The sequence below is a fragment of the Serratia quinivorans genome (assembly GCF_052113645.1).
Classification (GTDB): domain Bacteria; phylum Pseudomonadota; class Gammaproteobacteria; order Enterobacterales; family Enterobacteriaceae; genus Serratia; species Serratia quinivorans_B.
Genome location: NZ_JBIEIU010000001.1, coordinates 804,131 through 828,182 on the forward strand (window position 1 = coordinate 804,131; position 24,052 = coordinate 828,182).

At 54.9% G+C, this 24,052-nt stretch carries 22 protein-coding genes; 11 read left to right on the plus strand and 11 right to left on the minus strand.

Going from position 1 to position 24,052, the window contains the following annotated elements:
- Positions 1–82: 82 nt before the first annotated feature.
- The 3 genes from ACGS9J_RS03705 to ACGS9J_RS03715 all read right to left on the minus strand — a co-directional run bounded on the left by ACGS9J_RS03705 (position 83) and on the right by ACGS9J_RS03715 (position 5,757).
- Positions 83–4,468 (minus strand): autotransporter outer membrane beta-barrel domain-containing protein, encoded by a 4,386-nt coding sequence (locus ACGS9J_RS03705; RefSeq protein ID WP_442229718.1) that lies wholly within the window; start codon positions 4,466–4,468, stop codon positions 83–85.
- Positions 4,469–4,632: 164 nt separating this feature from the next.
- On the minus strand, positions 4,633–4,821 hold the full coding sequence (locus tag ACGS9J_RS03710; RefSeq protein WP_442229719.1) for an autotransporter outer membrane beta-barrel domain-containing protein: 189 nt from the start codon (positions 4,819–4,821) through the stop codon (positions 4,633–4,635).
- A 42-nt stretch (positions 4,822–4,863) separates the two neighbouring features.
- Entirely contained in the window at positions 4,864–5,757 is an 894-nt protein-coding gene (locus ACGS9J_RS03715) for a LysR substrate-binding domain-containing protein (RefSeq protein ID WP_442229720.1), read from the minus strand.
- Positions 5,758–5,954: 197 nt separating this feature from the next.
- Between ACGS9J_RS03715 and ACGS9J_RS03720 the strand changes: the two genes are divergently transcribed.
- Genes ACGS9J_RS03720 through ACGS9J_RS03735 form a run of 4 tightly spaced genes read left to right on the plus strand, consistent with a single transcriptional unit; the run spans position 5,955 to position 9,904 of the window.
- Positions 5,955–6,704 carry an SDR family NAD(P)-dependent oxidoreductase gene (locus tag ACGS9J_RS03720; protein WP_442229721.1) on the plus strand — a complete coding sequence of 250 codons (750 nt, stop codon included), beginning with the start codon at positions 5,955–5,957 and terminating at the stop codon, positions 6,702–6,704.
- Positions 6,705–6,756: 52 nt separating this feature from the next.
- Positions 6,757–8,055, plus strand: a complete 1,299-nt coding sequence (locus ACGS9J_RS03725; RefSeq protein ID WP_442229722.1) for an MFS transporter — start codon at positions 6,757–6,759, stop codon at positions 8,053–8,055.
- Between the two features lie 21 nt (positions 8,056–8,076).
- Positions 8,077–8,895 (plus strand): transketolase, encoded by an 819-nt coding sequence (locus tag ACGS9J_RS03730; RefSeq protein WP_442229972.1) that lies wholly within the window; start codon positions 8,077–8,079, stop codon positions 8,893–8,895.
- A gap of 1 nt (position 8,896) precedes the next feature.
- On the plus strand, positions 8,897–9,904 hold the full coding sequence (locus tag ACGS9J_RS03735; RefSeq protein WP_442229723.1) for a transketolase family protein: 1,008 nt from the start codon (positions 8,897–8,899) through the stop codon (positions 9,902–9,904).
- A gap of 453 nt (positions 9,905–10,357) precedes the next feature.
- Here the strand turns inward: ACGS9J_RS03735 and ACGS9J_RS03740 are convergent, their stop codons facing one another.
- A complete protein-coding gene (locus ACGS9J_RS03740) occupies positions 10,358–11,407 on the minus strand; it encodes an NAD(P)-dependent alcohol dehydrogenase (RefSeq protein ID WP_442229724.1) in 1,050 nt (349 codons plus the stop codon).
- Between the two features lie 112 nt (positions 11,408–11,519).
- On the opposite strand from ACGS9J_RS03740, the gene ACGS9J_RS03745 reads away from it, so the two are divergent.
- Positions 11,520–11,906, plus strand: a complete 387-nt coding sequence (locus ACGS9J_RS03745) for a winged helix-turn-helix transcriptional regulator (RefSeq protein ID WP_442229725.1) — start codon at positions 11,520–11,522, stop codon at positions 11,904–11,906.
- 270 nt (positions 11,907–12,176) lie between these two features.
- Here the strand turns inward: ACGS9J_RS03745 and ACGS9J_RS03750 are convergent, their stop codons facing one another.
- Positions 12,177–12,572: a VOC family protein gene (locus ACGS9J_RS03750; protein ID WP_442229726.1), complete on the minus strand. Its 396-nt coding sequence runs from the start codon at positions 12,570–12,572 to the stop codon at positions 12,177–12,179.
- A 408-nt stretch (positions 12,573–12,980) separates the two neighbouring features.
- On the opposite strand from ACGS9J_RS03750, the gene ACGS9J_RS03755 reads away from it, so the two are divergent.
- The 3 genes from ACGS9J_RS03755 (at position 12,981) to ACGS9J_RS03765 (ending at position 16,534) form a co-directional block, all read left to right on the plus strand.
- Positions 12,981–13,277, plus strand: a complete 297-nt coding sequence (locus tag ACGS9J_RS03755) for a hypothetical protein (protein ID WP_442229727.1) — start codon at positions 12,981–12,983, stop codon at positions 13,275–13,277.
- 18 nt (positions 13,278–13,295) lie between these two features.
- Positions 13,296–13,895, plus strand: a complete 600-nt coding sequence (locus ACGS9J_RS03760) for a hypothetical protein (protein WP_442229728.1) — start codon at positions 13,296–13,298, stop codon at positions 13,893–13,895.
- A gap of 452 nt (positions 13,896–14,347) precedes the next feature.
- Positions 14,348–16,534 carry a TonB-dependent siderophore receptor gene (locus ACGS9J_RS03765; protein WP_442229729.1) on the plus strand — a complete coding sequence of 729 codons (2,187 nt, stop codon included), beginning with the start codon at positions 14,348–14,350 and terminating at the stop codon, positions 16,532–16,534.
- A gap of 54 nt (positions 16,535–16,588) precedes the next feature.
- On the opposite strand, the gene ACGS9J_RS03770 is transcribed toward ACGS9J_RS03765, so the two are convergent.
- A complete protein-coding gene (locus ACGS9J_RS03770) occupies positions 16,589–17,032 on the minus strand; it encodes a DMT family transporter (protein ID WP_442229730.1) in 444 nt (147 codons plus the stop codon).
- Positions 17,033–17,057: 25 nt separating this feature from the next.
- On the minus strand, positions 17,058–17,576 hold the full coding sequence (locus ACGS9J_RS03775; protein WP_442229731.1) for a GNAT family N-acetyltransferase: 519 nt from the start codon (positions 17,574–17,576) through the stop codon (positions 17,058–17,060).
- A gap of 39 nt (positions 17,577–17,615) precedes the next feature.
- Here ACGS9J_RS03775 and ACGS9J_RS03780 point away from each other — a divergent pair, with 39 nt between their 5' ends.
- Entirely contained in the window at positions 17,616–18,185 is a 570-nt protein-coding gene (locus tag ACGS9J_RS03780; RefSeq protein ID WP_442229732.1) for a helix-turn-helix domain-containing protein, read from the plus strand.
- Positions 18,186–18,262: 77 nt separating this feature from the next.
- On the opposite strand, the gene ACGS9J_RS03785 is transcribed toward ACGS9J_RS03780, so the two are convergent.
- Both ACGS9J_RS03785 and ACGS9J_RS03790 read right to left on the minus strand, forming a co-directional pair.
- Positions 18,263–18,850: a nitroreductase family protein gene (locus ACGS9J_RS03785; RefSeq protein WP_442229733.1), complete on the minus strand. Its 588-nt coding sequence runs from the start codon at positions 18,848–18,850 to the stop codon at positions 18,263–18,265.
- Positions 18,851–18,937: 87 nt separating this feature from the next.
- Positions 18,938–19,819, minus strand: coding sequence for a LysR substrate-binding domain-containing protein (locus tag ACGS9J_RS03790; RefSeq protein ID WP_442229734.1), 882 nt, complete (start codon positions 19,817–19,819; stop codon positions 18,938–18,940).
- A 120-nt stretch (positions 19,820–19,939) separates the two neighbouring features.
- Here ACGS9J_RS03790 and ACGS9J_RS03795 point away from each other — a divergent pair, with 120 nt between their 5' ends.
- Together ACGS9J_RS03795 and ACGS9J_RS03800 are read left to right on the plus strand one after the other, a co-directional pair.
- A complete protein-coding gene (locus tag ACGS9J_RS03795; protein WP_442229735.1) occupies positions 19,940–20,575 on the plus strand; it encodes a flavodoxin family protein in 636 nt (211 codons plus the stop codon).
- 144 nt (positions 20,576–20,719) lie between these two features.
- Positions 20,720–21,826, plus strand: coding sequence for a glycosyltransferase family 9 protein (locus tag ACGS9J_RS03800; RefSeq protein ID WP_442229736.1), 1,107 nt, complete (start codon positions 20,720–20,722; stop codon positions 21,824–21,826).
- Here the strand turns inward: ACGS9J_RS03800 and ACGS9J_RS03805 are convergent.
- The gene (locus ACGS9J_RS03805; RefSeq protein WP_442229737.1) at positions 21,807–22,982 is read right to left on the minus strand and encodes an O-antigen ligase family protein; all 1,176 of its coding nucleotides are present in this window, start codon (positions 22,980–22,982) and stop codon (positions 21,807–21,809) included. The two genes, ACGS9J_RS03800 and ACGS9J_RS03805, sit on opposite strands and share 20 nt — an antisense overlap.
- Positions 22,960–23,868 (minus strand): sugar glycosyltransferase, encoded by a 909-nt coding sequence (locus tag ACGS9J_RS03810; RefSeq protein WP_442229738.1) that lies wholly within the window; start codon positions 23,866–23,868, stop codon positions 22,960–22,962. Before ACGS9J_RS03810 ends, ACGS9J_RS03805 begins: the two co-directional genes overlap by 23 nt.
- Positions 23,869–24,052 lie beyond the last annotated feature (184 nt).

A 24,052-nucleotide genomic window follows, 5' to 3' on the forward strand; every position in this document is an offset into this window, starting at 1 on the left:
CCATAATTGGAAAAGCCCGCTCAAGAGAACGTGAGCGGGCCTGATTACGGCTGACCCGGCCGCGTTAACCGGGTGCCTGTAGTTAGAAAGAGACCGTCAACTGCGCGTTAACCGAGTTGGCCTGCAGCTGCGAACCGTACTGTCCCTGATAGGACACCCCGACCCGCGTCGAACGCGTCAGCGGTACGTCCAGACCGACGCCGACCACCGCCACGTCCTTATCCACCGGTGCCCCCTTGGTGGCAAAGCTGTCGCCGGTGGCGAACGCCATCCGCGCCGAGGTGTCCGTGTCGCCGTAGGCGTGCTGCCAGCCCAGATTGCCGTGCAGCGTGACGTCAACGCCCGAGACCGGGATATCCGTCGCACCGCGCAGGCCCAGCGTCGAGTAGAAGGTGTTCATCGTCTCATCCTTCACGCTCAACGCCGCCGCGCCACCCTGCTCCTGCACCGCATCCGTATGCAGACGCACATAGCTCAGGTTGACGAACGGCTCCACGCTCGATGACTCATAACGCAGCCGGTAGCCCAGCTCCGTAAACGCCTGCAGCGTATTGCCGTCGTAATCACCCTTCAGCCGGTCGCTATAGCCGCCGAAGCCGACGTTGCGCTCGCTCTCAATCCGGTGCCAGCTGTAGCCCAGGCCGCCGCGCAGCGCCAGCGCATCGCGCTGCCCCGCGCCATACAGACCCAGATGGTAGTTGTTGCTGTGGCCCGACGACGCACGGCTGTCAACGTCGAAATGGGTACGGCTGTAGCCCGCATAAGCGCCGGCGCGCACCCCCTCACTCAGTTCACGGTCCGCCCCTACCAGGAAGCCGCCGGTGTTGCTGTCCAGTTTGCCGGTGTCACTGTCGCCCTTGCTGCGCGTCCAGCTGCCGAACATCTGTCCCCAGGCCCCGTTGCGCTCACGCTCCGGTCCCTGCACCAGACTCATCGCCAGCGGCGGCACCGTCAGGCTGTCGCCGTCGAACATCGTCTGCATATGCTGGTTCACCACGTTGCCTACCAGCGTACCGCTCTGCTGCAGGCTCGACTGCACCGACGCATACTGTTCACCGGACAGTTGGTTAAACGCCTCGCGCGCCTGCCCCGCATTCAGCATCAGCAGCGAGTTGTACAGGCCGAGCGACGGCCCCTGCTGCGCCAGCGAGCTCAGCGCACCGGCGGTGTTCCACTGGTTGTCGCTGACCGCCACCGTCTGGAAGATGCCCGGAGCGTTCGGCTTGCCGTCGGTATCGCCGTCGTCACCACCACCGGTATGGCCGTCATCACCACCACCGGTATGGCCGTCATCACCGCCGCCGGTATGGCCGTCATCACCACCGCCGGTATGGCCATCGTCACCGCCGCCGGTATGGCCGTCGTCACCGCCGCCGGTATGACCGTCGTCACCACCGCCGGTATGACCGTCGTCACCGCCGCCGCTGTTTTTCTGCCGGATAGTCAGATCGACGGTTTGCCGGTCGCGCGTCAGCGCCGTTTCCAAAAAGGCCGAGTCCAGCACCGCTTCGCTGAACATGCCTTCAATACCGTCGCCAGAGGTTAAGATGCGATAGGTTTGTCCGTCCTGATAGCTGCTATGCGGATCGAGCGCATTAACCAGTACTTTAACGTCCTTGCCAATGGTGGTTTCACCCTGCATCCCCACAGTGTCGCTACGGCCGTCCGCGGCAATATCTACATCGTAGAACGCGCCGTCCTTAAAGGTCAGATAGCTTTTGACGGTCAGTTTACCGATACCGCCATCGCCGGGAGAAAGATGGCCACCACGTTCCACCACCGTGCGGCCAATGGTCGCATTGCCGCCCAGTACGCCGCCGGATTCAACAAACAGCGAACTGGAAAAGCCCGGATTGCCCAACGATTGCTCGATAAACGCGCCCACGGTGCCGTTGAGAATCAGCGTACCGCCATCTTCCACACGCAGCTCCTGGTACCTCGGGTAAAAACTAATATTGGTCGCCATGTCGCCGTTGACCGTCAACTTGCCGCCCTTCACGAAAATATACCCATTGTATCCGGTAAGATCGCCGCTCAGCGTCGTCTGACCGGCCACATTAACCATCGTGCCGTCACCGTTGACGGTATTGGCAAATTGGTAATCGCTTGCAGTGTGATTAAATATGATGGAGTGCTGCATGCCCATATTGTAGGTTAAGGTATCCACCACAATGTTCGGGTCCAGGATGCCTGGTGCCTGCGCCTCACCCAACGCCGGCAGAGTCCAGATCTCATGACCATTGACATCCGTAGGTGAATAACCGTCAAAATAGCCGCGGCTGCCGATAATCAGCGCCGTATTAAGCGCTAGTTTACTGCCGTCGTTGCTGAAACGGCCATTGTTGGCTAATGACAGCACGCCCACTCCGCTGAATCCCCGAGAGTGCAGGTGCGCCCCGTCACCGCTGATATAAATCTCTGACGTTTTTGTACTGTCCCAAGGATGGTCGGCCACTACCAATTCGCCGGCGGTCACCTGCGCGCCATCCAGCACGTCCAGCTCCCCGGCCAGCGCCAATTGGTTGCCTACCTGCCATTCGCTGCCTTTACCGGCAATAGCCACTTTCGGGCTGTATCGGTAGTCGGTATTGTCCGGGCCGTAGCTCACCGTGGCATCGCCGGTGACCAGCCGGGCGCCATTTTCCACCCGCACCGTCGCCTGCGGCTGGCGCTCAGAACCGACCACCAGTGTTTTGGCGCTGAAGGTGCCGCCGTCAATCAGTAAATGACTGACCTTATCCTGCCCGACGCTGGCCGTACCGCCATAGGAAACCGAATGGGAAATATGCCGGCTACCGTCAAGCAGCGCATCGCCGATGGGCCCGAGCTGCTTCACGATCAGATCGACAAACTGCTTGCCGTGCTCAAGCGTTGCGTCTAAAAACGCCGAGTCCAGCACCGCGGCGCTGAACGTACCGGCGATATCCTTTTCAGAAGTGAGTATGCGGTAGGTTTGCCCGTCCTGATAGCTGACGTTCGGGTCAAGGGCATTGACATGTACCTTGACGTTTTTGCCGATAGTGGTCTGACCTAACACCGCCGTGCTGTCGCTGCGGCCGTCCGCGGCAATATCCACATCATATAATGCGCCGTCGTTAAAGGTCAGATAACTGTTGATATCAAACTTGCCGATACCATCGTCGCCGGGGGAGAGATGGCCTCCGTTTTCCACCACCGTGCGGCCAATGGTCGCATTGCCGCCCAGTACGCCGCCGGGCTCAACAAACAGTGAGGTCGAAAAGCCGACATTGCGGGCAAACATTCCCATGGTGCCATTAAGGATCAGCGTTCCGCCGTCCTCAACGCGCAGTTTATGCTCTTTTAACAGCTGATAATCAGGATTAGTGCCCAGATCGGTATTGATGGTCAGCTTACCCTCTTTGACGAACACATCGCCAAAGTAATTGCCGAGATCGCCCGTCAATATCGTCTGACCGGCGACATTAGCCATTACACCGCTGCCGGTGAGGGTATTGCCGAATGCATAATCATCCGCGGTATGGTTAAAAATAATGGTCGGTGCCGTCATCGCGATGCCCGGGTCAAGGATGCCGGGCGCTTGCGCCCCACCCAGCATAGGCGGCATCCAACTGTTATCATCATCTGCAGGCACATGACCGTCAAAATAACCACGGCTACCGATAATCAGTGCCGTTTTCAGCGCCAGCCTGCCGCCGTCGTTGCTGAAACGGCCATTGTCAGCTAATGACAGGACATCAATGTCGCTGCGCCCCCGGGAATGCAGGTGCGAGCCTTCACCGCTGACGTAAATATCCGAACTTTTTGTACCGTTCCAAGGCCGCTCGGCCACCGCCAGCTCGCCGGCGGTCACCTGCGCGCCATCCAGCACGTCCAGCTTGCCGGCCAGCGCCAGCCGGTTGGCAATCTGCCATTCGCTGCCGTTACCGGCGACGGCCACTTTCGGGCCATATCGGTAGTCGGTATCGTCCGGGCCGTAGTTCACCGTGGCATCATCGGTCACCAACCGGGCGCCGTTCTCCACCCGCACCGTCGCCTGCGGCTGGCTCTCGGAGCCGACCACCAGGTTTTTGGCGCTGAAGGTGCCGCCGTCAATCAGTAAATCGCTGACCTGATTCTGCCCGACGCTGACCGTACCGCCATAGGAGACCGAATGAGAAATATGCCGGCTGCCATCAAGAATCGCATCGCCGACGGGCTGGAGCTGCTTAATACCGCCCTGTCCATCATTACCAAAACCCAACCGCTCAAGGTTCATCACCTTGCCGTTCAAAACGTCAAAGCCCCCCTGAAAGTTAGCGAGACGCCGTTCATTGCCATACATGCCGTCAACATCGCCCGCGCGTTCCACTCTATCCTCTGCCTCAATATTTTCCGCATAGGACGCGCTGATATTACCCGTCAGCGTCAACGCCGCCGCCAGTGCGACATACAGCCGCGACAGCCGGGTTTTGACCGGTAACAATGGATGCCCCCAGAGCTTCTCCATATACCATCCCTCTCTTTGATTATTATTGCGCCGCCAATCGCGGCACAATAAGGCTGGCATAGGAACGGAGAATGCGCCACGCGGGCGCCAGAATTCAGAATGACATCTCTTGAAATGAAACGGGCTGCCAGGAGACCTGGCAGCCCGTGCGCTAACGGCAGCGTTTAGAAGGAGACCGTCAGCTGTGCATTGACCGAGTTGGCCTGCAGCTGCGAACCGTACTGTCCCTGATAGGAGACGCCGACCCGCGTCGAACGCGTCAGCGGCACGTCCAGACCGACGCCAACCACCGCCACGTCCTTATCCACCGGCGCACCCTTGGTGGCAAAGCTGTCGCCGGTGGCGAACGCCATCCGCGCCGAGGAGTAGTTTGAACACGGTTTTCATTCGAACACTCAGTTGAGCATTGGAAGCATCCAGTCTAAAAATTTATTAACTCGAGGATAATGTGAAAAACCTCTCGGATAAACAAGATGATGTGCACTTACAGGAATACTGAATTCGGGATCCAGCACCCGCACAAGCTTGCCGCTCTTTAAATAGTCCTCCGCCAGAAGTTCGCTTTCGAAGATAAGCCCATATCCAAGCATCGCAGCTTCAAGGCTCATATATGAACGGTCAAAACGAAATAGCCAGTCTTCTTGCGGTTGCTGAAACTGGTGTTGCGCGAACCACTGTGGCCACTTTATCAGAGGGGATTCTGAGAGGATGAGTGCATGCGCGCTTAATTCCGAAACATGCTTAACAGGGTGTTTCTTAAGATACTCCGGTGAAGCCAGAACAGACATTCTTTCGTTTCTAATTGTTTTTATTTCGAAGCTCTGCCAGTCCGGGAATCCGTGACGAATAGCAATATCTATATTTGCTCGGCTGAATGAAAGATTCTCATAGGAACAGGAAAGCGTCACTTCCAGCTCAGGGTATTTTTCGCGAAAAGTATGAATTCGCGGGAGTAGCCACAGCAGTCCAAAACTTGGGGCGCAGTGGATCCGTAAAGCACTTCGCTCTTTTTCATCACTAATACGTGAAGTTGACTGAGCAATACCCTGAAGCAACGGACTGATTTCCTTAAGATACCGCTCTCCGGCCATCGTCAGAAACATACCTTTAGCTGAGCGGTTAAAGAGAATACAGGCCAACTGACTTTCCAGTTTTGCAAGCTGATGGCTGGCAGCCGAAGGCGTAATACTGAGCTCCTCTGCGGCCCTGGCGACGTTACCAAAATAAGCTACCTCTTCAAACACCCGCAGTGATTTAAAAGAGGGAAAAGACTCTGCCAGCTTATTCATGCGTATTTCCTCATGCCGAATTTGTGATATTCAACTCATTTTTAATTAAATAACTGTGACCCGCATCAAACCAACAAATTCATTCAGCATCAAATGAATTTTTTTGCATTGCCTTTATACCTTCCTTTTTCGATGCTGAATACGTCCCTACTGGCATTAAACCAATTCTACATATAAAAACTATAGCGGAGCCTGTTATGTTATTAAAAAATAAAGTCGCCATCATCACGGGGGCCGCCTCAGAGCGCGGCATCGGCCGCGCCACAGCTGCCTGTTTTGCGCAGCACGGCGCGCGCGTTGTTATCCTCGATCTTGATGAAGCCGCCGCGCAGAAAGCGGCATCTCAACTCGGTGAGGAGCATCTCGGTCTGGCAGTCAATGTTACCGATCCTGATGCGGTACAGCAGGCAGTAAACCATGTGGTGAATACCTTCGGTCGTATTGATGTCCTGGTTAATAATGCAGGTATTACCCAGCCGGTAAAAACGCTTGAAATAAGCGTCAGCGACTATAACCGCATTCTGGACGTCAACCTGAAAGGCACACTGCTGATGTCACAAGCAGTAATACCCGTGATGCAGCGTCAGGGTGGAGGGAGCATTATCTGTCTTTCATCGGTTTCCGCTCAGCGCGGCGGTGGGATTTTCGGCGGGCCGCATTACAGCGCGGCCAAAGCTGGCGTACTGGGCCTGACGAAAGCCATGGCTCGTGAGTTTGGCCCCGACCAGATCCGCATCAATGCACTGACTCCCGGCCTGATTCATACCGATATCACTGGCGGGCTCATGCAGGATGAACGCCGGCACGCCATCATCGAAAGTATTCCATTGGGCAGACTCGGCAGCGCTGGTGATGTGGCTAATGCTGCGCTTTTCCTGGCTTCTGACCTCTCAGGTTACCTCACTGGTATCACGCTGGATGTAAACGGCGGCATGTTAATTCACTAAGCGCTCAGACCATTCTGTTCAGTGTTAGCTGAACGTATTCGGAGTCAATATTATGACCACGCTAAATCTGAGTGCAACTGATGTTGCACGCAACAGCGCGTACCGTAAAACGGCCTGGCGGCTGATGCCATTCTTAATGTTGTGTTACCTCTGCGCTTATCTCGATCGGGTAAACGTTGGCTTCGCCAAACTTCAGATGATGGGTGATCTGTCACTGAGTGAAACAGTCTACGGCCTGGGTGCCGGCATCTTCTTTATAGGATATTTCATCTTTGAAGTTCCGAGCAATCTTATCCTGCATCGCGTTGGTGCCCGCCGCTGGATCGCTCGCATTATGATCACTTGGGGCCTGATATCAGGGATGTTTGCCTTTGTCGAAACAGCCTGGCAATTCTATATTTTGCGTTTTCTGTTAGGGGTTGCTGAGGCCGGATTAGCTCCCGGCCTGCTGCTCTATCTGACCTACTGGTTCCCCTCGCACCGGCGTGCGCGGATGACCGTATTGTGGTTTGTTGCTATTCCTCTGTCAGGCATGATTGGCGGGCCGATATCCGGCTGGATTATGGACTCCTTTTCCGGCTATCACGGATGGGCCGGTTGGCAGTGGCTGTTCATCCTCGAAGCCATACCAACGGTTCTCATGGGATTTATCGTGCTTGCCGTCCTCAAGGATCGGGTAGAACAGGCCAGATGGCTCGATGAAAACGAGAAAAAGATGATTCGTGCCGATCTGGATGAAGATAACCAGCAGAAATCCCATCATGGCACCGTCAGGGCGTTTCTTTCGGACAGACGCCTGTGGCTGCTGGCATTGATCTACTTCTGCGTGGTGATGGGGCAATATGCGCTGACCTTCTGGCTGCCTACGCTGGTTCGTAATGCTGGCATTCAGGAGCCTCTGCACATTGGGTTATTCACCAGTATTCCCTACTTCTGCGCAATCATAGCCATGCTGCTGACAGGTCGCAGCGGCGATCGTCATCGTGAAAGACGCTGGCATCTCATTATCCCGATGACTACCGGCATGATCGGCCTCTCTCTGGCGACACTACTGGGCCACAGCGTCCCGGTGTCAATGTTATTCCTGAGCGTGGCCGCTGCGGGCATTATCTCAGCCTCGTCACTTTTCTGGATGTTACCAACCAATCTGTTTGGGGGAGTTTCGGCCGCTGCGGGAATTGCTGCGGTGAACTGTATCGCCAATCTCGCCGGCTTTTTCTCACCCTGGTTGATTGGTTCCATTACGACCCGGGCCGGCTCACCCGCGATAGGTATGTATTTCATCTCTGCCGTGCTGCTGTTTGGAGCACTCTGTGTACTACGCATCCGCGCTGCAGATGTAAACCGCTAACCAGGAGGTACGATGAACAATATGGTAATAACATTACAGCAGCGTGCGACCAACATCCGGCGCCATGCTTTGCTTATGGGACAGGTTCAGGGACAGGGATACATAGGACAGGCACTCGGTGCTGCAGATCTGCTGGCTGTCAGCTATTTTCATGCGCTGAATTACCGGCCAACTGAGCCAGAATGGGAAAGCCGGGACCGTTTCTATCTGTCGATCGGACATTATGCAATTGCCCTTTATGCCGCGCTTCTTGAAGCGGGCATTATTCCCGAAAGTGAGCGTGAAACTTACGGCAGCGATGAAAGCCGCTTGCCCATGTCAGGCATGGCTGCGTATACCCCGGGGATGGAAATCACCGGGGGGTCGCTTGGCCACGGTCTTGGCATCGCCGTAGGGGCCTGTCTGGCGCTCAAGAAGAAGAGTTCCTCTTCGTTTGTCTACAACCTGCTGTCTGACGGTGAGCTGAATGAAGGCTCGACCTGGGAGGCGGCCATGTCAGCGTCACACTGGAAGTTGAATAACCTCATTGCCCTGATCGATGTGAATAACCAGCAGGCGGACGGTCATTCATCGGAAATACTGGCCTTTGAACCCATCGTCGACCGCTGGCAGGCCTTTGGATGGCATGCTCAGCGCGTGAATGGCAACGACATCGGCGCGCTCACCGCGGCTTTTGATATTGCCCGTCGCTGGGAGGGAGCTCAGCCGCGCGTCATCATCTGTGATACCCGGATGGGCAAAGGGGTTCCCTTCCTGGAAACACGTGAAAAAACGCATTTTATCCGCGTCGATGCAGACGAGTGGGATAAAGCCCTGACGGCTCTGGAGCAAGGAGAATAAGATGACCCTAACGCAAAAGAAACGCCTGACGACCTCAGCCATGATTGCTTCCATCGCAGTTGAAGGGCAGCCTACCCAATCCGCGCCTTTTGGTAATGCACTGATTGAACTGGCCCGGCAACGGCAAGATATTGTCGGCCTGACCGCAGATCTCAGCAAATATACGGATTTGCATTTATTTGCCGAAGCCTATCCCGAAAGGTTTTTCCAGATGGGCATGGCTGAACAGTTGTTGATGAGTGCTGCTGCCGGTATGGCCCGCGAAGGGTTCACGCCTTTTGTAACAACCTATGCGGTTTTTGCCTCCCGCCGTGCCTACGATTTTATCTGTATGGCCATTGCTGAGGAGAACCTTAATGTCAAAATTGCCTGTGCATTGCCAGGTCTGACCACTGGCTATGGTCCCAGCCATCAGGCAACTGAGGACTTGGCCATTTTCCGCGGCATGCCAAACCTGACAATTATCGATCCCTGTGATGCGCACGAGATCAGTCAGGTGGTGCCAGCAATAGCCGATCACCAGGGGCCGGTCTACATGCGGCTGCTACGCGGGAAGGTACCTATTGTTCTGGATAAATATAACTATCGGTATCAACATGGTAAAGCGCAACGCCTGCGTTCAGGGAAGCATGCGGTCATTATCGCCAGTGGCCTGATGACTATGCGAGCACTGGAGGCTGCGGAAGAACTGGAAAAACGGGGAATGCATGTCGGAGTGGTACATTCTCCGGTGATTAAGCCGCTTGATGAAGTGACGATCCTCAGAGAAGCAGGTGAAGCTGTGGCAGACGGGCGGCTGGTTATAACAGCAGAAAATCACTCAATCACCGGTGGGTTGGGTGAAGCAATTGCCGCAACGCTGATGCGTCACGGAGTGACGCCCCGCTTCCGTCAGATTGCACTGCCTGACGAATTTCTTGCGGCAGGCGCCCTGCCTACTCTGCACGACCGATATGGCATTTCAACCGCGGCGATGGTTACACAGATTGAAAAGTGGCTAATCAGCTGAAGTACAAGGCATAACGCCCCCTGGTACCATCAGAGGTTGAAACGGAGGGGAAATGGTGATGATTTCCCCTCATTCTTCGTTTATTAGCCGAACTCACTATTCAGACTGGACACTTTTTTAAGCCAGAAGATGGCGAATCCAGTGATCAGGATCGGAATACATTCCGTCCGTGCTAATAATCCGCTTTTTCCTGATGATTCTGCAGTCAGTATCGGCACACCGCGAGCGCCTGACTCGCGCATCAGTGGACTGACCCCAGTCTGTCACAAGCAGTGGCAGGTCAAAACTCGGAGTTTTTTCCCGCATCAAAGACTGAAAATACTGAGTGATTTCGATTCTGTAGACGCAACACAAATCTGAGGCTCACACAGAGGTGGAGAGTGACGGAACAGGTTGCCGTAATTACTGGCGGCTTGAGCCTGATGGCACAGGCCGCCAGGAACGACTGTTCCGCTACCAGCGCGTAGCCTGCATATCAATCACAAAGCGGTACTTAACGTCCCCCTTAAGCATACGGCCAAAGGCAGCCTCGATATCCTCGCCACCGATTATTTCAATATCGGCGGTAATATTGTGCTCGCCGCAGAAATTCAGCATCTCCTGGGTTTCCTGAATGCTGCCAATCGACGAACCGCTGATGCTTAAACGTCGAAACACCATGGGCGTAATATTCGGCGAGTCGTGCGGCTGGTCCGGAATACCGACCAACACCAGGCGGCCATTGGTTTTCAGCGTTGCCAGATAAGGATCCAGATCGTGCGGTGCCGCTACGCAGTCAATAATAAAATCCAGTGAGGTTCGGCAGGCAGCCATTTGCGCGGCATCGCGCGATACCACTACCTGTTTTGCCCCCAGACGCCGGGCATCTTCGCCCTTCTCCGGGGAGGTAGTAAACAGCGTCACTTCCGCCCCCATCGCACTGGCCAGCTTCACGGCCATATGGCCTAACCCCCCCAGCCCCACAACACCAACGCGATCGCCTGCATTGACGTTGAAATGGCGCAGCGGCGACCATACGGTCACACCCGCACACAACAGCGGTGCAACCCCGGCAAGCGACAGATTTCGCGGTACAGAAACAACAAAATGTTGATCGACAATCACGCTCTGCGCATAGCCGCCCCAGGTGCTGTCGCCGGTATATTTATCAATGCCGTTGTAGGTCGCGGTAAACCCCGCTTCACAGTATTGTTCTTCGTGGTGCTTGCAGAAATGGCACTCGCGGCAGGAGTCGACCATCACGCCCACGCCGACGATATCGCCGGGTTTAAAATGGGTGGCCTCGTCCCCGACCTCCACGACTCGCCCGACTATCTCATGTCCCGGCACCAGTGGATATCGGCTGACCGCCCATTCGTTACGCGCCATATGAAGATCCGAGTGGCACACGCCGCAATAGAGGATCTCGATTTTGACATCCTGCTTTTGTAACGAACGCAGCGAAACCTGGCCTGATGTTAAAGGTTGTGCCGCGTCATGTGCGACTAATGCATTGATTTTCATCTTGCCTCAAGAATGTGCTGGTTTTGGCTAATTCAAGGGGGCAGACTATAGTCAACAGGATTCCATATTGATAGTAGTTACCATTTGGTGACCATAAGCAGAGGACAGAACAGTGCCAGCCTGGGTTGAGGGTAAACTCTTTTTCTATGCGGACTCGCCGCCGCGCCGCCTGATGGAGCTCTTTTCAGTTAAATGGAGCACAATGGTGCTGCATGCGCTGTATCACTGGCCGGATGAACGCGCACGCACCGGTGAGTTACAACGCAGCTTGCAGGGGATTTCCAAGAAAATGCTGTTTCAAACGCTGAAAGAATTGGAGCTGCGAGGGTTGATTGCCCGCCATGTGTATGACGTGATCCCACCCAAAGTCGATTACCGGCTGACCCCACTTGGCCGAACCCTGGCCGAACCCATTGAGCAAATGTACCAATGGGGGTTAGAAAATCAGTCCGCACTGGATAAAATGGCAGCCAATTATCAGGCGGCGGCGTCCAACTAACGGCTTTGCGACACCACCATGCCGCGATGAGTGGCAAACGGCACCCGTTTTTCGTCTGGCTCATCGAAGGCTTTCCGGGATGCCTCAATAACCTGCCATGTCTCCTTAATCCTGTCAGTGGATCCGGCCGAGGGTTTCAGCATCGAGCGGCCAGGGTCAGTAAGCGGATAGTCCACGCATGGTGGAAGCTCAGAGTAATTGAAGAAAGTTGAACTGATTCATCCTAAACCCGGCCACGCATTAAAAGCGCGGCCATTGAGCGCTTTCGTTCTACGCGTTTTGGTAGAGATCCCAGCGGTTGCCGTAGATATCTTCAAACACAACCACCGTTCCGTAGCCCTCCTCACGGGGCTCTTCGCAGAAATGAACCCCTTTGGCTTTCATCGCGTGGTAATCGCGCCAGAAATCGTCGGTCTGCAGGAACAGGAACACCCTGCCGCCGCATTGGTTACCAATAAAGCCTTCCTGTTTCTCGTTTGAGGCTCGGGCCAGAAGAAGGTTGCAATCGCTTTCCGGGTTCGGTGTCACCACTACCCAGCGCTTCCCCGGCTGCGGCGTGTCTTCAACGAGGGTAAAACCCAGCTTGTCTGTGTAATACTCGATTGCGCGATCGTAATCATCGACCACCACGGCCACATACCCCATGCATCGCTTCTGCGTTCTCATTTTTCTGCTCCTTCCGGTATCAGGCATAACGGGTCTGATGCTCTTTTTATCACAAACGCGCTTCATTTCCAGCCTGTATATGGCCCAAAGTATCGCTGCCTGTCACAGTCACAAAACAGGGAGCTGTGAGCGAGGCGCGGACATTGGCCTTAAAGGGAAACTAAATCGTTTGCTGGAAATTCTCTAAAAACGAATGGTCCGTTTTACTGGGATGCTTACAGTGCCATACCGCTACCTGTGGTGCTCGTTGCACGAATTTGCGAGGCGTCGCGCCTTTTCGTCTTTTTCCCCCATTGCACACAAACATCACTTAACTTCCCCATCACTCTCGCCGGTAGACTGAGTTGCAGTGAGATTTATCAGGCATATTGACTGTACGCAAATTATCGTACAGCATGCGGAGGTAAAATGGGATTCAGGGCCGTAAAAAAGCTCGCTATACGCTGTCTTCAACAAGGAGCGTATGACCATGAGGTGCGTGGCAACATCGATGTAAAGAATCTGTTCGCCACCGGTCAGGTTGATGAAAACAGGGTGATCGAACTGATCAGGAAAACGACCGAAAATGAGTATCAGTACCGTCCACATCACCAGGATGCCGCGACTGACGTTCATATTCTTCGCCCCTGGAAGGCAGGTTGTTATTGGTACGTAAAATTTTATTTTATGGAACCCGACATCATCTTTATCAGCGTGCACCAATAACTCAGCAAGGAGTTCACTGTGAAAATTGTTAAAGAAGGCGATACACGCGCCGTTCTGTGCCAGCACTGCGGGAAATCCATCGCGACTTATCGTTTACGCGATGTGGATTTCAGCGACCAACGTGGCACGGTGAAGAATATTCTGGCCGCCGTCTGCAACCAGTGTGACGCAGTGGTCAGTGTCCCCGCCCAGTCCACGCCGCAAATTAAAAGCGAGTTTGAACAGAGCAAATCGGCGCTGGAAGTTCGGGTTCCGGCGCACTATCTCGATATTCTTAACCTCGCCACGCAGAAAATAGATGCTTCGCTAAACGACGACTTCCATAAGACGCTGATCCTTTATTACCTCCATGCGCTGACCAGCGGCCGCTATCATCAGGAAGGGCTGAAAGCGCTGCTGAGCAGCGAGCTGGCCACGGCCAAAGCGTCGAAACGCCTGTCGATGAAAGTCACTAAAAAACAGCTGGCGGAATTAAATAGCATAATGGAACAACAGAGCCTGACGCGAAGTTCTGATGTGGTCAAAGCGGTGATCCTGAAAGTTTGCCAGGATATCGTGCAGGAGAAAAACTTAAGCGTATTGCCGGAATTGCGTAACCTGGCCGCCGCCGTATCCTGAGCCAACGCCTGCCACTGAGTGCTTAAAAAGCACGCTCCAGTCTACTGCCTGCGGGCCCCAGATTGTCGGTCAAGATGTTCAACAAAGCGCGAGCTTTCGGCAGTGCCTGCCGGCTCTTGAACCAGGCCAAATTAGTCGGCAACCCACAGGTTGCCCAATGCGGCTGTTCCCCTCCCCAAAAAAAGCCGAGCCTTTTGCCGAGCAGGGCATTAACACCACCATATTCGGACCAAATCGGGCGGGTTTTAGTTTTACCGATACCCCGCAGCTTCGATCCATCGCCAAACTCTGCGTATTAAATCCTAATATAATCAAACACATTAAAAGGTCACCTGCCCGAAACGACATTGTGGAGATATTGTGAATTTGCACTTTCCTTACAAATAATGAGAATGGTTATCGTTATCATAATTATTCAATAATATTTGCACATACTTTCAGGGAAAAGATGCATGATTTACACACACTCTTTCAAATTGAAACCAGGCGCGATATTGCTGGCGGGATTAATTAGCGGCAGCGGCTATGCCGCCGATGATCTGGCGGCAGAAAGTGAGGAAATGGTGGTGTTGGCACCGGCAGAAGAACAATTAAAACAGCAGCCGGGCGTCTCCATTATTACCGCCGAAGACATCGCCAAGGATCCGCCGGTCAACGATTTATCCGACATCATCCGTAAGATGCCGGGCGTGAACCTGACCGGCAACAGCGCCAGCGGCAGCCGTGGCAATAACCGCCAGATCGATATACGCGGCATGGGGCCGGAAAACACGCTGATTTTAATCGACGGCGTGCCCACAACGTCGCGAAATTCTGTTCGCTACAGCTGGCGCGGCGAGAGAGATACCCGTGGTGATACCAATTGGGTGCCGGCGGAAATGGTTGAACGCATCGAAGTGCTGCGCGGGCCAGCGGCGGCACGTTACGGTTCCGGTGCCGCCGGCGGCGTGATTAATATCATCACCAAACGCCCCACCAATGACTGGCATGGCAGCCTGTCATTGTTTACCAACCAGCCTGAAAACGACAAGGAAGGCGCGACGAAACGCACCAACTTTAGCCTCAGCGGCCCGTTGGCCGGCGATGCGCTCACCATGCGCCTGTACGGTAACTTTAACAAGACCGACGCCGATGCGGCGGATATCAACACCGCGCAAAACGGTTCCTATGCCGCCGGTAACGAGGGTGTGCGCAACAAAGACGTCAACGCCCTTTTCTCCTGGAAAATGACCCCGACACAGATTGTCGATTTTGAGCTGGGTTACAGCCGCCAGGGCAATATCTACGCCGGTGATACCCAATACAGCAACGGTAACCTCAGTCCGAACGATCTGGTCTCTTCGCTGTACGGGCAAGAAACCAACCGCCTGTATCGCCAGACTTATGGCATCACCCATAACGGCATCTGGGATTGGGGCCAGTCACGCGTCGGCGTTTACTACGAAAAAACCAATAATACCCGCCTGCAGGAAGGCTCTACCGGGCGCGTAGAAGGGATGATCAACAGCGACCAATTCAACACCAGTCGGCTGAAAAATGTCAGAACCACCGGTGAAGTGACGCTGCCGCTCAACCTGTGGTTCGAACAAACCATGACCCTGGGGGCCGAGTGGAACCGTGAGCAGCTCGACGATCCGGCCTCTATGCAGGTCACCGATGCCAGCGGCGTGACTCTTGGTGATATCTCCGGCGATCCTGCCGGGCGCAGCGCGAAAAACAGCGCTGAACTCAGCGCCCTGTATTTCGAAGATAATATCGAAGTGGTGCCGGGCACCCTGCTGATCCCCGGCATGCGTTTTGATTATCACAGCAAATTCGGCAGTAACTGGAGCCCGAGCCTGAATGCCTCGCAGGAACTTGGCGACCATTTCAAACTGAAAGCCGGGATCGCCCGTGTGTTTAAAGCCCCTAACCTGTACCAGTCCAGTGAAGGTTACCTGCTTGCCACCCGCGGCAACGGCTGCCCGAACAATATTACCTCTGGAAGCTGTTATCTGATGGGCAATGCCGATTTGGATCCGGAAGTCAGCATCAACAAAGAGCTCGGCCTGGAGTTTACCTATGAAGGGTTTAACGCCGGCATCACCTATTTCCGCAACGATTATAAAAACAAAATCGTTTCCGGGACCGATCTGGTGGGTTACGCCTCTAACGGGTACAGCATTCTGCGTTGGGAAAACGGCGGCAAGGCGGTGGTGGAAGGGCTTGAAGGCAATCTGGTGATCCCGGTAGTGAAAGATCGGCTGAATTGGCGCACCAACGCCACCTATATGATCACCTCGGAGAACAAGGATACCGGGAACCCGCTTTCCGTGATCCCGAAATACACCGTTAACACCATGCTGGATTATCAGGTAACCGACAAGCTCTCGACCAACCTCACCTGGACATTCTATGGGCGCCAAAAGCCACGCGAATATGCCGAGATCCGTAATGAAGTCGGTTCGCTGGCGACCAATGAAGTGGGAGCTTACACCGTGGCCGCGGTTGGCGTGAATTACGATCTGACCCAGGATCTGCGCCTGAATGCTGGTATCAGTAACCTGTTCGATAAACAGCTGTACCGCGAGAACCAAGGGGCATCGACTTACAACGAACCTGGGCGCGCGTATTACGCCGGTATGACCCTGTCATTCTGATCGAATAAATATAAAGGCAGGCCCGTTCGGCAACCCGCGCGGGCTTTGTCCCCTTCAAAAACTTCTTCTGGCCACCAAAAAAGCGCCAATCACCAATAACACGGCACCCAAAAGTGCAGGCAGGTTGTCGCGCAGTGCCGCCGGTCCGGCTTTATAGATATCCGCCATCAATCCCGCCACCAGTTGGCTGGCGACCAGCACGGCAATGGTGGTGGCTGCCCCCAGCTTTTGGTAACCCAAAATACCGGAAAAGACAAAAAACGATCCCAACAAGCCGGGCAACAGCATCCACAACCGGAGGGAACCCGTGACTTCGGCCAGGGCCGTGACGCCGTTTTTGGCGAACAGCAGCCCCATTAACAGCACCAGGCCGACGCTGGAGTTGATCACCAGCGTAATCAGCACCGTCGACACGCTTTCGGTAATGCGCACCATCAACAGATTCTGGATAACCAGGCTGACCCCGGCCGCTACCAGCAGCAATAGCATGATATTCATAGAGGTTCCGGTTTTCGCCACGCCCTCAGCGCGTCGGTGGCGCGCTGGCGTCGTCGAGTTTTAACTGCAGGAAGGTCAAATCCAGCCATTTGCCGAACTTGGCGCCCACTTGGCTCATTCGGCCAACCATCTCGAAGCCCAGATTAATGTGCAACTGTACGGAGGCGTTGTTGCCGGATTCGATGCCCGCCACCATCACGTGTTTGCCGATCGCCCGCGCCTGCTCAATCAGCGCGATCAGCAGCGTTTTGCCCACCCCGCCGCCGCGGCTGTCTTGCCGGACGTAAACCGAATGTTCGACGGTATGTCGATAACCGTCCCAGGCCCGCCAGTCGCCGAACGAGGCATAGCCCATCACTTCGCCCGCGGCATCAATCGCCACCAGCACCGGGTACCCTATCGCCTGGCGTTCTGTCATCCACGCCGCACGGTTCGCCGCGTCGACGCTAAGTTCATTCCAGATTGCCGTGGTATTGAGTACGGCGTCGTTATAGATAGCGGCGATGCCTGCGCTATCGGTTATAGTCGCGTTTCGGATAAGCATGTTGACCTCTTGGTTGACCGTCTACTATCATACTACGATATGGATAATAAATTAGACAACCTAAATCAGCGCATCGGCGCGAGGATCCGCATCGAACGCGAGGCACGCCATTGGTCGCTGTCCGATCTGGCTGAACGGGCCGGCGTTTCACGCGCGATGGTGCATAAAATTGAACGCGGCGACAGCAGCCCCACGGCGATGTTGCTGGGTCGGCTTTCCGGTGCCTTTGGTCTGAGCATGTCCAAGCTGATCGCCCGGGCGGAAACGCAGGAAGGCAGGCTGATGCGCAAGCAGGACCAACCGCTGTGGGTCGATCCCGACAGCGGCTACGTCCGTCGTCATGTGTCGCCGCAGTCGGATATGCCGCTGGATCTGGTGCGCATTGAACTGCCCGCCGGAACGGCGATCCCGATGCCGGCTTCGGCCTACGCCTTCATGCGGCAATTGATCTGGGTGCTGTCCGGCTCGCTGGTGTTTCAGGAAGGCGAAACCCGCCATGAAATGGATCAGGGTGATTGCCTGGAACTGGGTCCCCCGACCGACTGCGTGTTCAAGAATGAGAGCGCCGAAACCTGCATTTATCTGGTGGTGGTGATGAACAAGGCCTGAGTCGATCAGGCCGATGCTCAGGACACAAAAAAGCCCGCAGCGGGAAATCCTGCGGGCTGATTGACCTGACGGGGCGATTACAGGCTAAAGTTCAACCCTTCCACCACCGTCTGTTCCAGCGGCAAACGCCCTGAAGGGATCTCTTTTTGCTGCAGGAACTCAGGCAGCAGGGATTTGTCGCCCGCCTTGCCGATCGCCACCATGCCATGCACCTGATAGTTCTCCGGCAGGTTGAGCGCAGCCTTGATTTTATCGTGGTGTACGCCGCCCATGCAGTGGGTCAGCCAGCCTTTCAAATGCGCCTGCAGCGCCAGATTGGCCCAGGCTGCACCGGCATCAAAGGCGTGGCTCGGGTTGTTCACTTCCTTCTCACCGTTCAAACTGGTGGTTTTGGAGATGATCACCACCAGCGCCGAAGCGTGCTGCGCCCAACCGCGGTTAAACTCAATCAGGAAATCGAGGTAGCTGTCCCAACTGGCCGAACCGTGCTTGCTGTAGGCGAAGCGCCATGGCTGGATGTTATAGGCCGAAGGCGACCAGCGCGCGGCTTCAAAGAAGCTCAGCAGGGTCGCATCATCGATAGGATCATTCGCCAGCGCACGTGGCGACCAACGTTCAATAAACTGCGCATCAATCGGGTGATCGGAAACTCTTGGCTGGCTCATGGACATCTCTCTCATGGGAATGGAATACCAAATTTATCCGATATTCCCATGCTGCACGCCAGAAAAACTTTTATTTTGTGCTTTTCATCAACTGCCAAGCTCCTGCTGCAGCCAGTCGAGAAATGCCCGCACCGGCGGATGTCGTTCACGCCCAGGCACACACAGTGCGGTATAAGCGGCCCCCGGCACGCGTATTTCCGGCCTGTACGCCGCCAACAGGCCATTGCGTACCTGATCGGACACCATCAACGAACTGGCCAGCACCAGCCCTTGCCCGGCCACCGCAGCCTGCAACGCATAATGCTCTTCGTCATAGGCGCGCAACGTCGTATGCCGCTGCCACCAATCAACCCCGGCAGCCAGACACCACTCGCGCCAGCCGGTTTCATACAGGGTGGAATCCCGCCAACGAACGGTGATCAGCGTTGGCGTGGGTTGTTCCGCTGCGCAGAGTCCCGGGGCGCCGTAAACGCCAAAACTCTCCTCCAGCCGTGCCGCCTGATGCAACTGCGGGTAGTTTGCGCTGCTGTAGCGAATGGCGATGTCCACGCTGGCATCCTGCTGCAGGTCGATGACGTCGCCGCAGGCTTCCAGACGGACCAAATAGTGCGGATAGGCCTGATAAAAGCGGCCCAGACGCGGCACCAGCCACAGCGCCGCGAAAGAATGGGTGACGGAAACGCACAGCGAGCCTGCGCTGGGCGTCGGCCGCAGGGCATCGAGCACCGTTGCCACATCGAGCAGCGCGCTGTGCACTCCGGCAAACAAACGCTCGCCCTTTTGCGTCAACCGCACACCGCGCGGCACCCGGTCGAATAACGCAAAACCCAACTGCTGCTCAAGCGTTTTGATCTGATGCGATACCGCCGTCGGCGTCACCGCCAACTCCAAAGCCGCCTGTTTAAAACTGCGCAGGCGGGCGGCGGATTCAAAGGTGCGCAATGCCGTCACCGGCAGCGTAGCGAACATGGCAGAGTCTCCGTACGGATGAATTAAACTCATCCTGACAGAATAGCCGTCATTTGTCGCCTGCGCTGCCACCACCGTAAATTGACTCTGGTATTCCACGGTCAACAAATGGAGAGTGACATGAATTCATCTCATCAACCCAAGCGCCTCATCGTGCTGGTGGGCAGCCCACGCCGCGACGGCAACAGTGCGACTTTGGCGCAGGCCATCATGGCGGGAGCCGCCGAGGCCGGAACCGACGCCAGCCTGCATTTTTTAGACGATTACATCAGCGGTTTTTTGGTGGATGAGCGCCATGCCGCACCGCCTGCCGATCGTTATGGCGAACTTTTCCTGGAGCACTTTCTGCCGGCGGACGCGGCGGTGTTCTGCACCCCGCTCTACTGGTATGGCATGTCGGCGCAAACCAAAGCCTTTTTCGACCGCTCTTTCAGCTACTATTCCAGCGCCTACCCCGACGCGGAACGGGTGCATCAGCGGATGAGCGGCAAACGCATCGGGCTGGCGGTGGCCTCGGAGGAAACCTATCCCGGCGCCGCGATGGGCATTGTGCATCAGATCCAGGAGTTCAGCCGTTACTCGCATTCCGAGTTCGTCGGGCTGGTCCAGGGGGCGGGCAACAGCCGGGGAGAAATCAGCCAGGATCCGCGCAACCCGTTACAGGCCGCCCGTGATATGGGCCGTGAGATCTTCACCCGTCCCTATTCGGATTACCGGATGGATACGCCGCGCAGTCCGCAGGTTTGGCAAAACTGACGCCGCCGGGGCAGCCTGCTGCCCCTTTATCAAGGTTGCGCAAACATATGTAGCAAGATATTGCCGCCCATTGGCCCATTAAGGTAAACATCATATGATGCCAGGGTTCAGACCGGCACGCCCATCAACTCAAAGCGGAACAAGATGTCAAAACAGTGGAAAATAGCGGCGGCCAACTTCGGCCTGCGGATGTACACCCGGCTGGGTGGCAACTTCAAGGATAAAGCCAGTTTTCAGCCGGAGCAGGCTTTTGAACGTATCGTGATTTTCTCCACCACCGCCCTGGGTGATCTGATGTTTAACACACCGGCGATCCGCGCGGTGCGGGAACGCTACCCAGCGGCAAGTATCACCCTGATTTCCAGTCATAAGAACCGGCAGTTGGTCGCGACCAGCCGCTGCTTTGATCATGTCATTTACTGGGATCATAAAGCGAAAGACATGCTCAGTATTATTGGCCAGCTGCGCAAACAGAAGCCCCAGTTGGCGATCATCCTGCACTCAAAATCCCCTTATGATGTAATAGTCGCCATCACAGCCGGTTGCCAATATCTATTCAAAGATGCTTACGGCAATAAGGCCACCGGCATGGAACCCTGGCTTTGCGGTGTGAGCCGCAGTAGCGGCGGGCATCTCATTCAACGCAAGCTGGATTTGGTGGCGCAGTTGGGTTGCCAGAGCGACAACACCGAGATGTTTATTCCCATCGAGTTTCCGCCAGTGGCTAAAACCGCAGGAAAAACCCAGATTGGTTTTCAAATGGGGGCCTCTGAAACGCTGCGCTGTTGGCCCGTCGAGCAGTTTATTCGCCTGGCGAAACTGCTGTTGGCGCATTCGCCGCACAACCAAATTGAGTTAATCGGCAGCCCGAAAGAGCTGGCGATCGAACGGGAGTTTATGGCGGGGCTGACGGCAAGCGAGCAGCAGCGCGTGGTCAGCCATATTGGCAAGACCACCCTGCCGCAACTGCTGGCGGTAATGTCAAACCTGCAGGTGCTGGTCACCGGCGACACCGGCCCATTGCATCTGGCCATCGCGCTGAAAACACCGACCGTCAGCCTGTTTGTCACGGCCAACCCACAGCACACCGGCCCCTATCAAAATAGCGAGCTGCACCAGGTGATGTACGTGCCGGCGGATGCACAAAAGCTCAACGCGGCACAACGCCTTCAGCCGCTTGGCATCATCACCGAAAACGAGGTGTTTGAAAAAGTGGCGAACGCGCTGAAACTTAACGCCCCGGTGGGCTGACCGGTGAGGGCTGGGCGAACACCATGGCCAGGGGGAACCAGAACAGGTACCAAAACTCGGCCGGGTTCGCGATGACAAACATGCCCTGCGAGCAGTAGAAAATCAGCATAAACAGGTATAACGCCGCTTCCAGACGTCGACCGGCCCGAAGATGGCGCACGGCAAGCTTCGCGCCGTACGCCAACAACGCGGCGAACACGCAGAACCCCACCAGCCCACCTTTGAGCAACGCCCCCAGATACAAACTGTGGGTGGTATGAATAAACTCGCCGGTATAGTTGGTGAAGGTCAGTTGCTTATCAAATCCATAGCCAAAAAACGGCGCCTGCTCGATCAACAACAGGCTGTGCTGCCAAATGCTCATCCGTACAAAGCTCTGTTGATGCAACTCTTCAAAACGCGCGATCAGCAGTTCGCCAATCGGCGAAAGCAACACCGCCCCTGCGGCCAAGAACATGGCAGCCGCAATCGCCAGCAGCGATTTTTTATTCAGCGCCAGATAGGAAGTGGTTAACGCCAACGCCGCCAGTAAGGCCATCAAAGGCCCGCGACTTTGGGTGAATACCATAAAGGCGAATAACAGCGGGATCGCCAACAGCCCCCTTTTCTTCCCGGTATCGCGAAAAACCATCAGACTTAAAATAATGCCCAGCGCGGCATAGCCGGCCAGATCGATCACATTGCGTGGGCCGGGGTTGGCGTCGGTGGTTTCTCTGAGCGTATAAATTTCCCGGTAATCAACACATGCCAGATACAGGCACAGCAGCGTGATGCCGGCGATGACCGCGCAGAGCAAGAGATTGCGCCGTGGGCTATCCAGCACGCTGACCAGCAAGGCAAGATAAAGCAGAATGTAGACGCTGTGCGTCAGGGCCGAGGCCGTATCCTCCGGCGTGCCGCCCCAGAGGTTGCTGACGGAATAATAGGCGAGAAAACCTGCCGCCAGCGCCATTCCCGTAACGGCGGCACGCCGCTTAAACCAAGCCTGGCGAAACTCGGGGCGCGTCAACAGCGTTAACAGGAAAAAAAACGCCGCGATATGAAAGAGATTATTGACCCGGGTAAATCCGCAAAAAATAGCGCTGAAAAAAGAAAAGGCCAAAAAGGCGTAATAGAATATCGAAGCAGTGATATCACTGTTTTTTGAAAAAGACATTGCTATCAACCTTTTCGAAAATGCTGCTATCTATGGCGCTCTCCAGTGAAAAATTCCTCACGGCGATATTGCTTATTTTCATTCTGTCGCTGGCATGACTAAACGCCGGGATGATCAAATCATCCACCTTCTCAGGCAAAAGTGTCGGCAATTGATTCTCCGGCGTTTCATAAAAACGGGGCAACTGGAAGTTATTCATATCCAGCCCGACGATAAAGAGCTGTTTAAACCCCAGGAAAGCAATGATTTGAAAGGCCCAATATACCACCGTGCCGGCGTCAAAAATGCCATTGCGAATATCATGGTTAAAGGCGATGGATTTATCGGTAGCCGAAAAACAGACGTTGGGGTCGTCGCGGTAATGTCCCCACAAAGCCGGAGGAGTAATTTTCGGGCTGTAAATTTTGTAGGCCGCGTCCTCAACCACCGCAAAGCGGCACTTCACGGCTGCCAGCTGAAACCGGTCGATGATTTTCGCCACGCCATGCACCGTAGTAAACAGAATTAAATCCGGTGCCTGGATAATATTTTCTATAATATCCGGCCGGCGATCGATAAACCCCATATCGACAATCACATAAAAATGAAAGTTCACCTGCTGGCTTAAGGAATAGGCACCATTCACCCCCATCGCGGGCATATCCGGAATATCGTTAAAACGAATCGTACTTACCGACGGCCCCGTCGCCGTTAACAATATCGGCCCCTGACAGCTGTCTTTCAAAGCTGACAATGTCACCATAGGAATAATCTGTTTTTTATAATGTAATGCAATAATCTCGCCGCTGGCTGCACGTCCAATTTTTACATAGGGCCAGAGGTTTTCATTATGCCGGTATGGCCGTGAGTGAGAATAGCGGTATATCTGCTTAAAAAAACTGCTCATAGTGCCCGTGTCCTATCAAAAGTGCATTCGCACTAAAACAGATCAATCCGATCTGAATTAAAAAATACTGATCAAGTGAGTATCAGGGCATTAATAACAAGGGGCAATTTTTGCAATTGGAATTCTTCGTAAGAAAAACGAAAACAGATGTGTTGACTTATTAAAATATTCAAAAATAGGTATG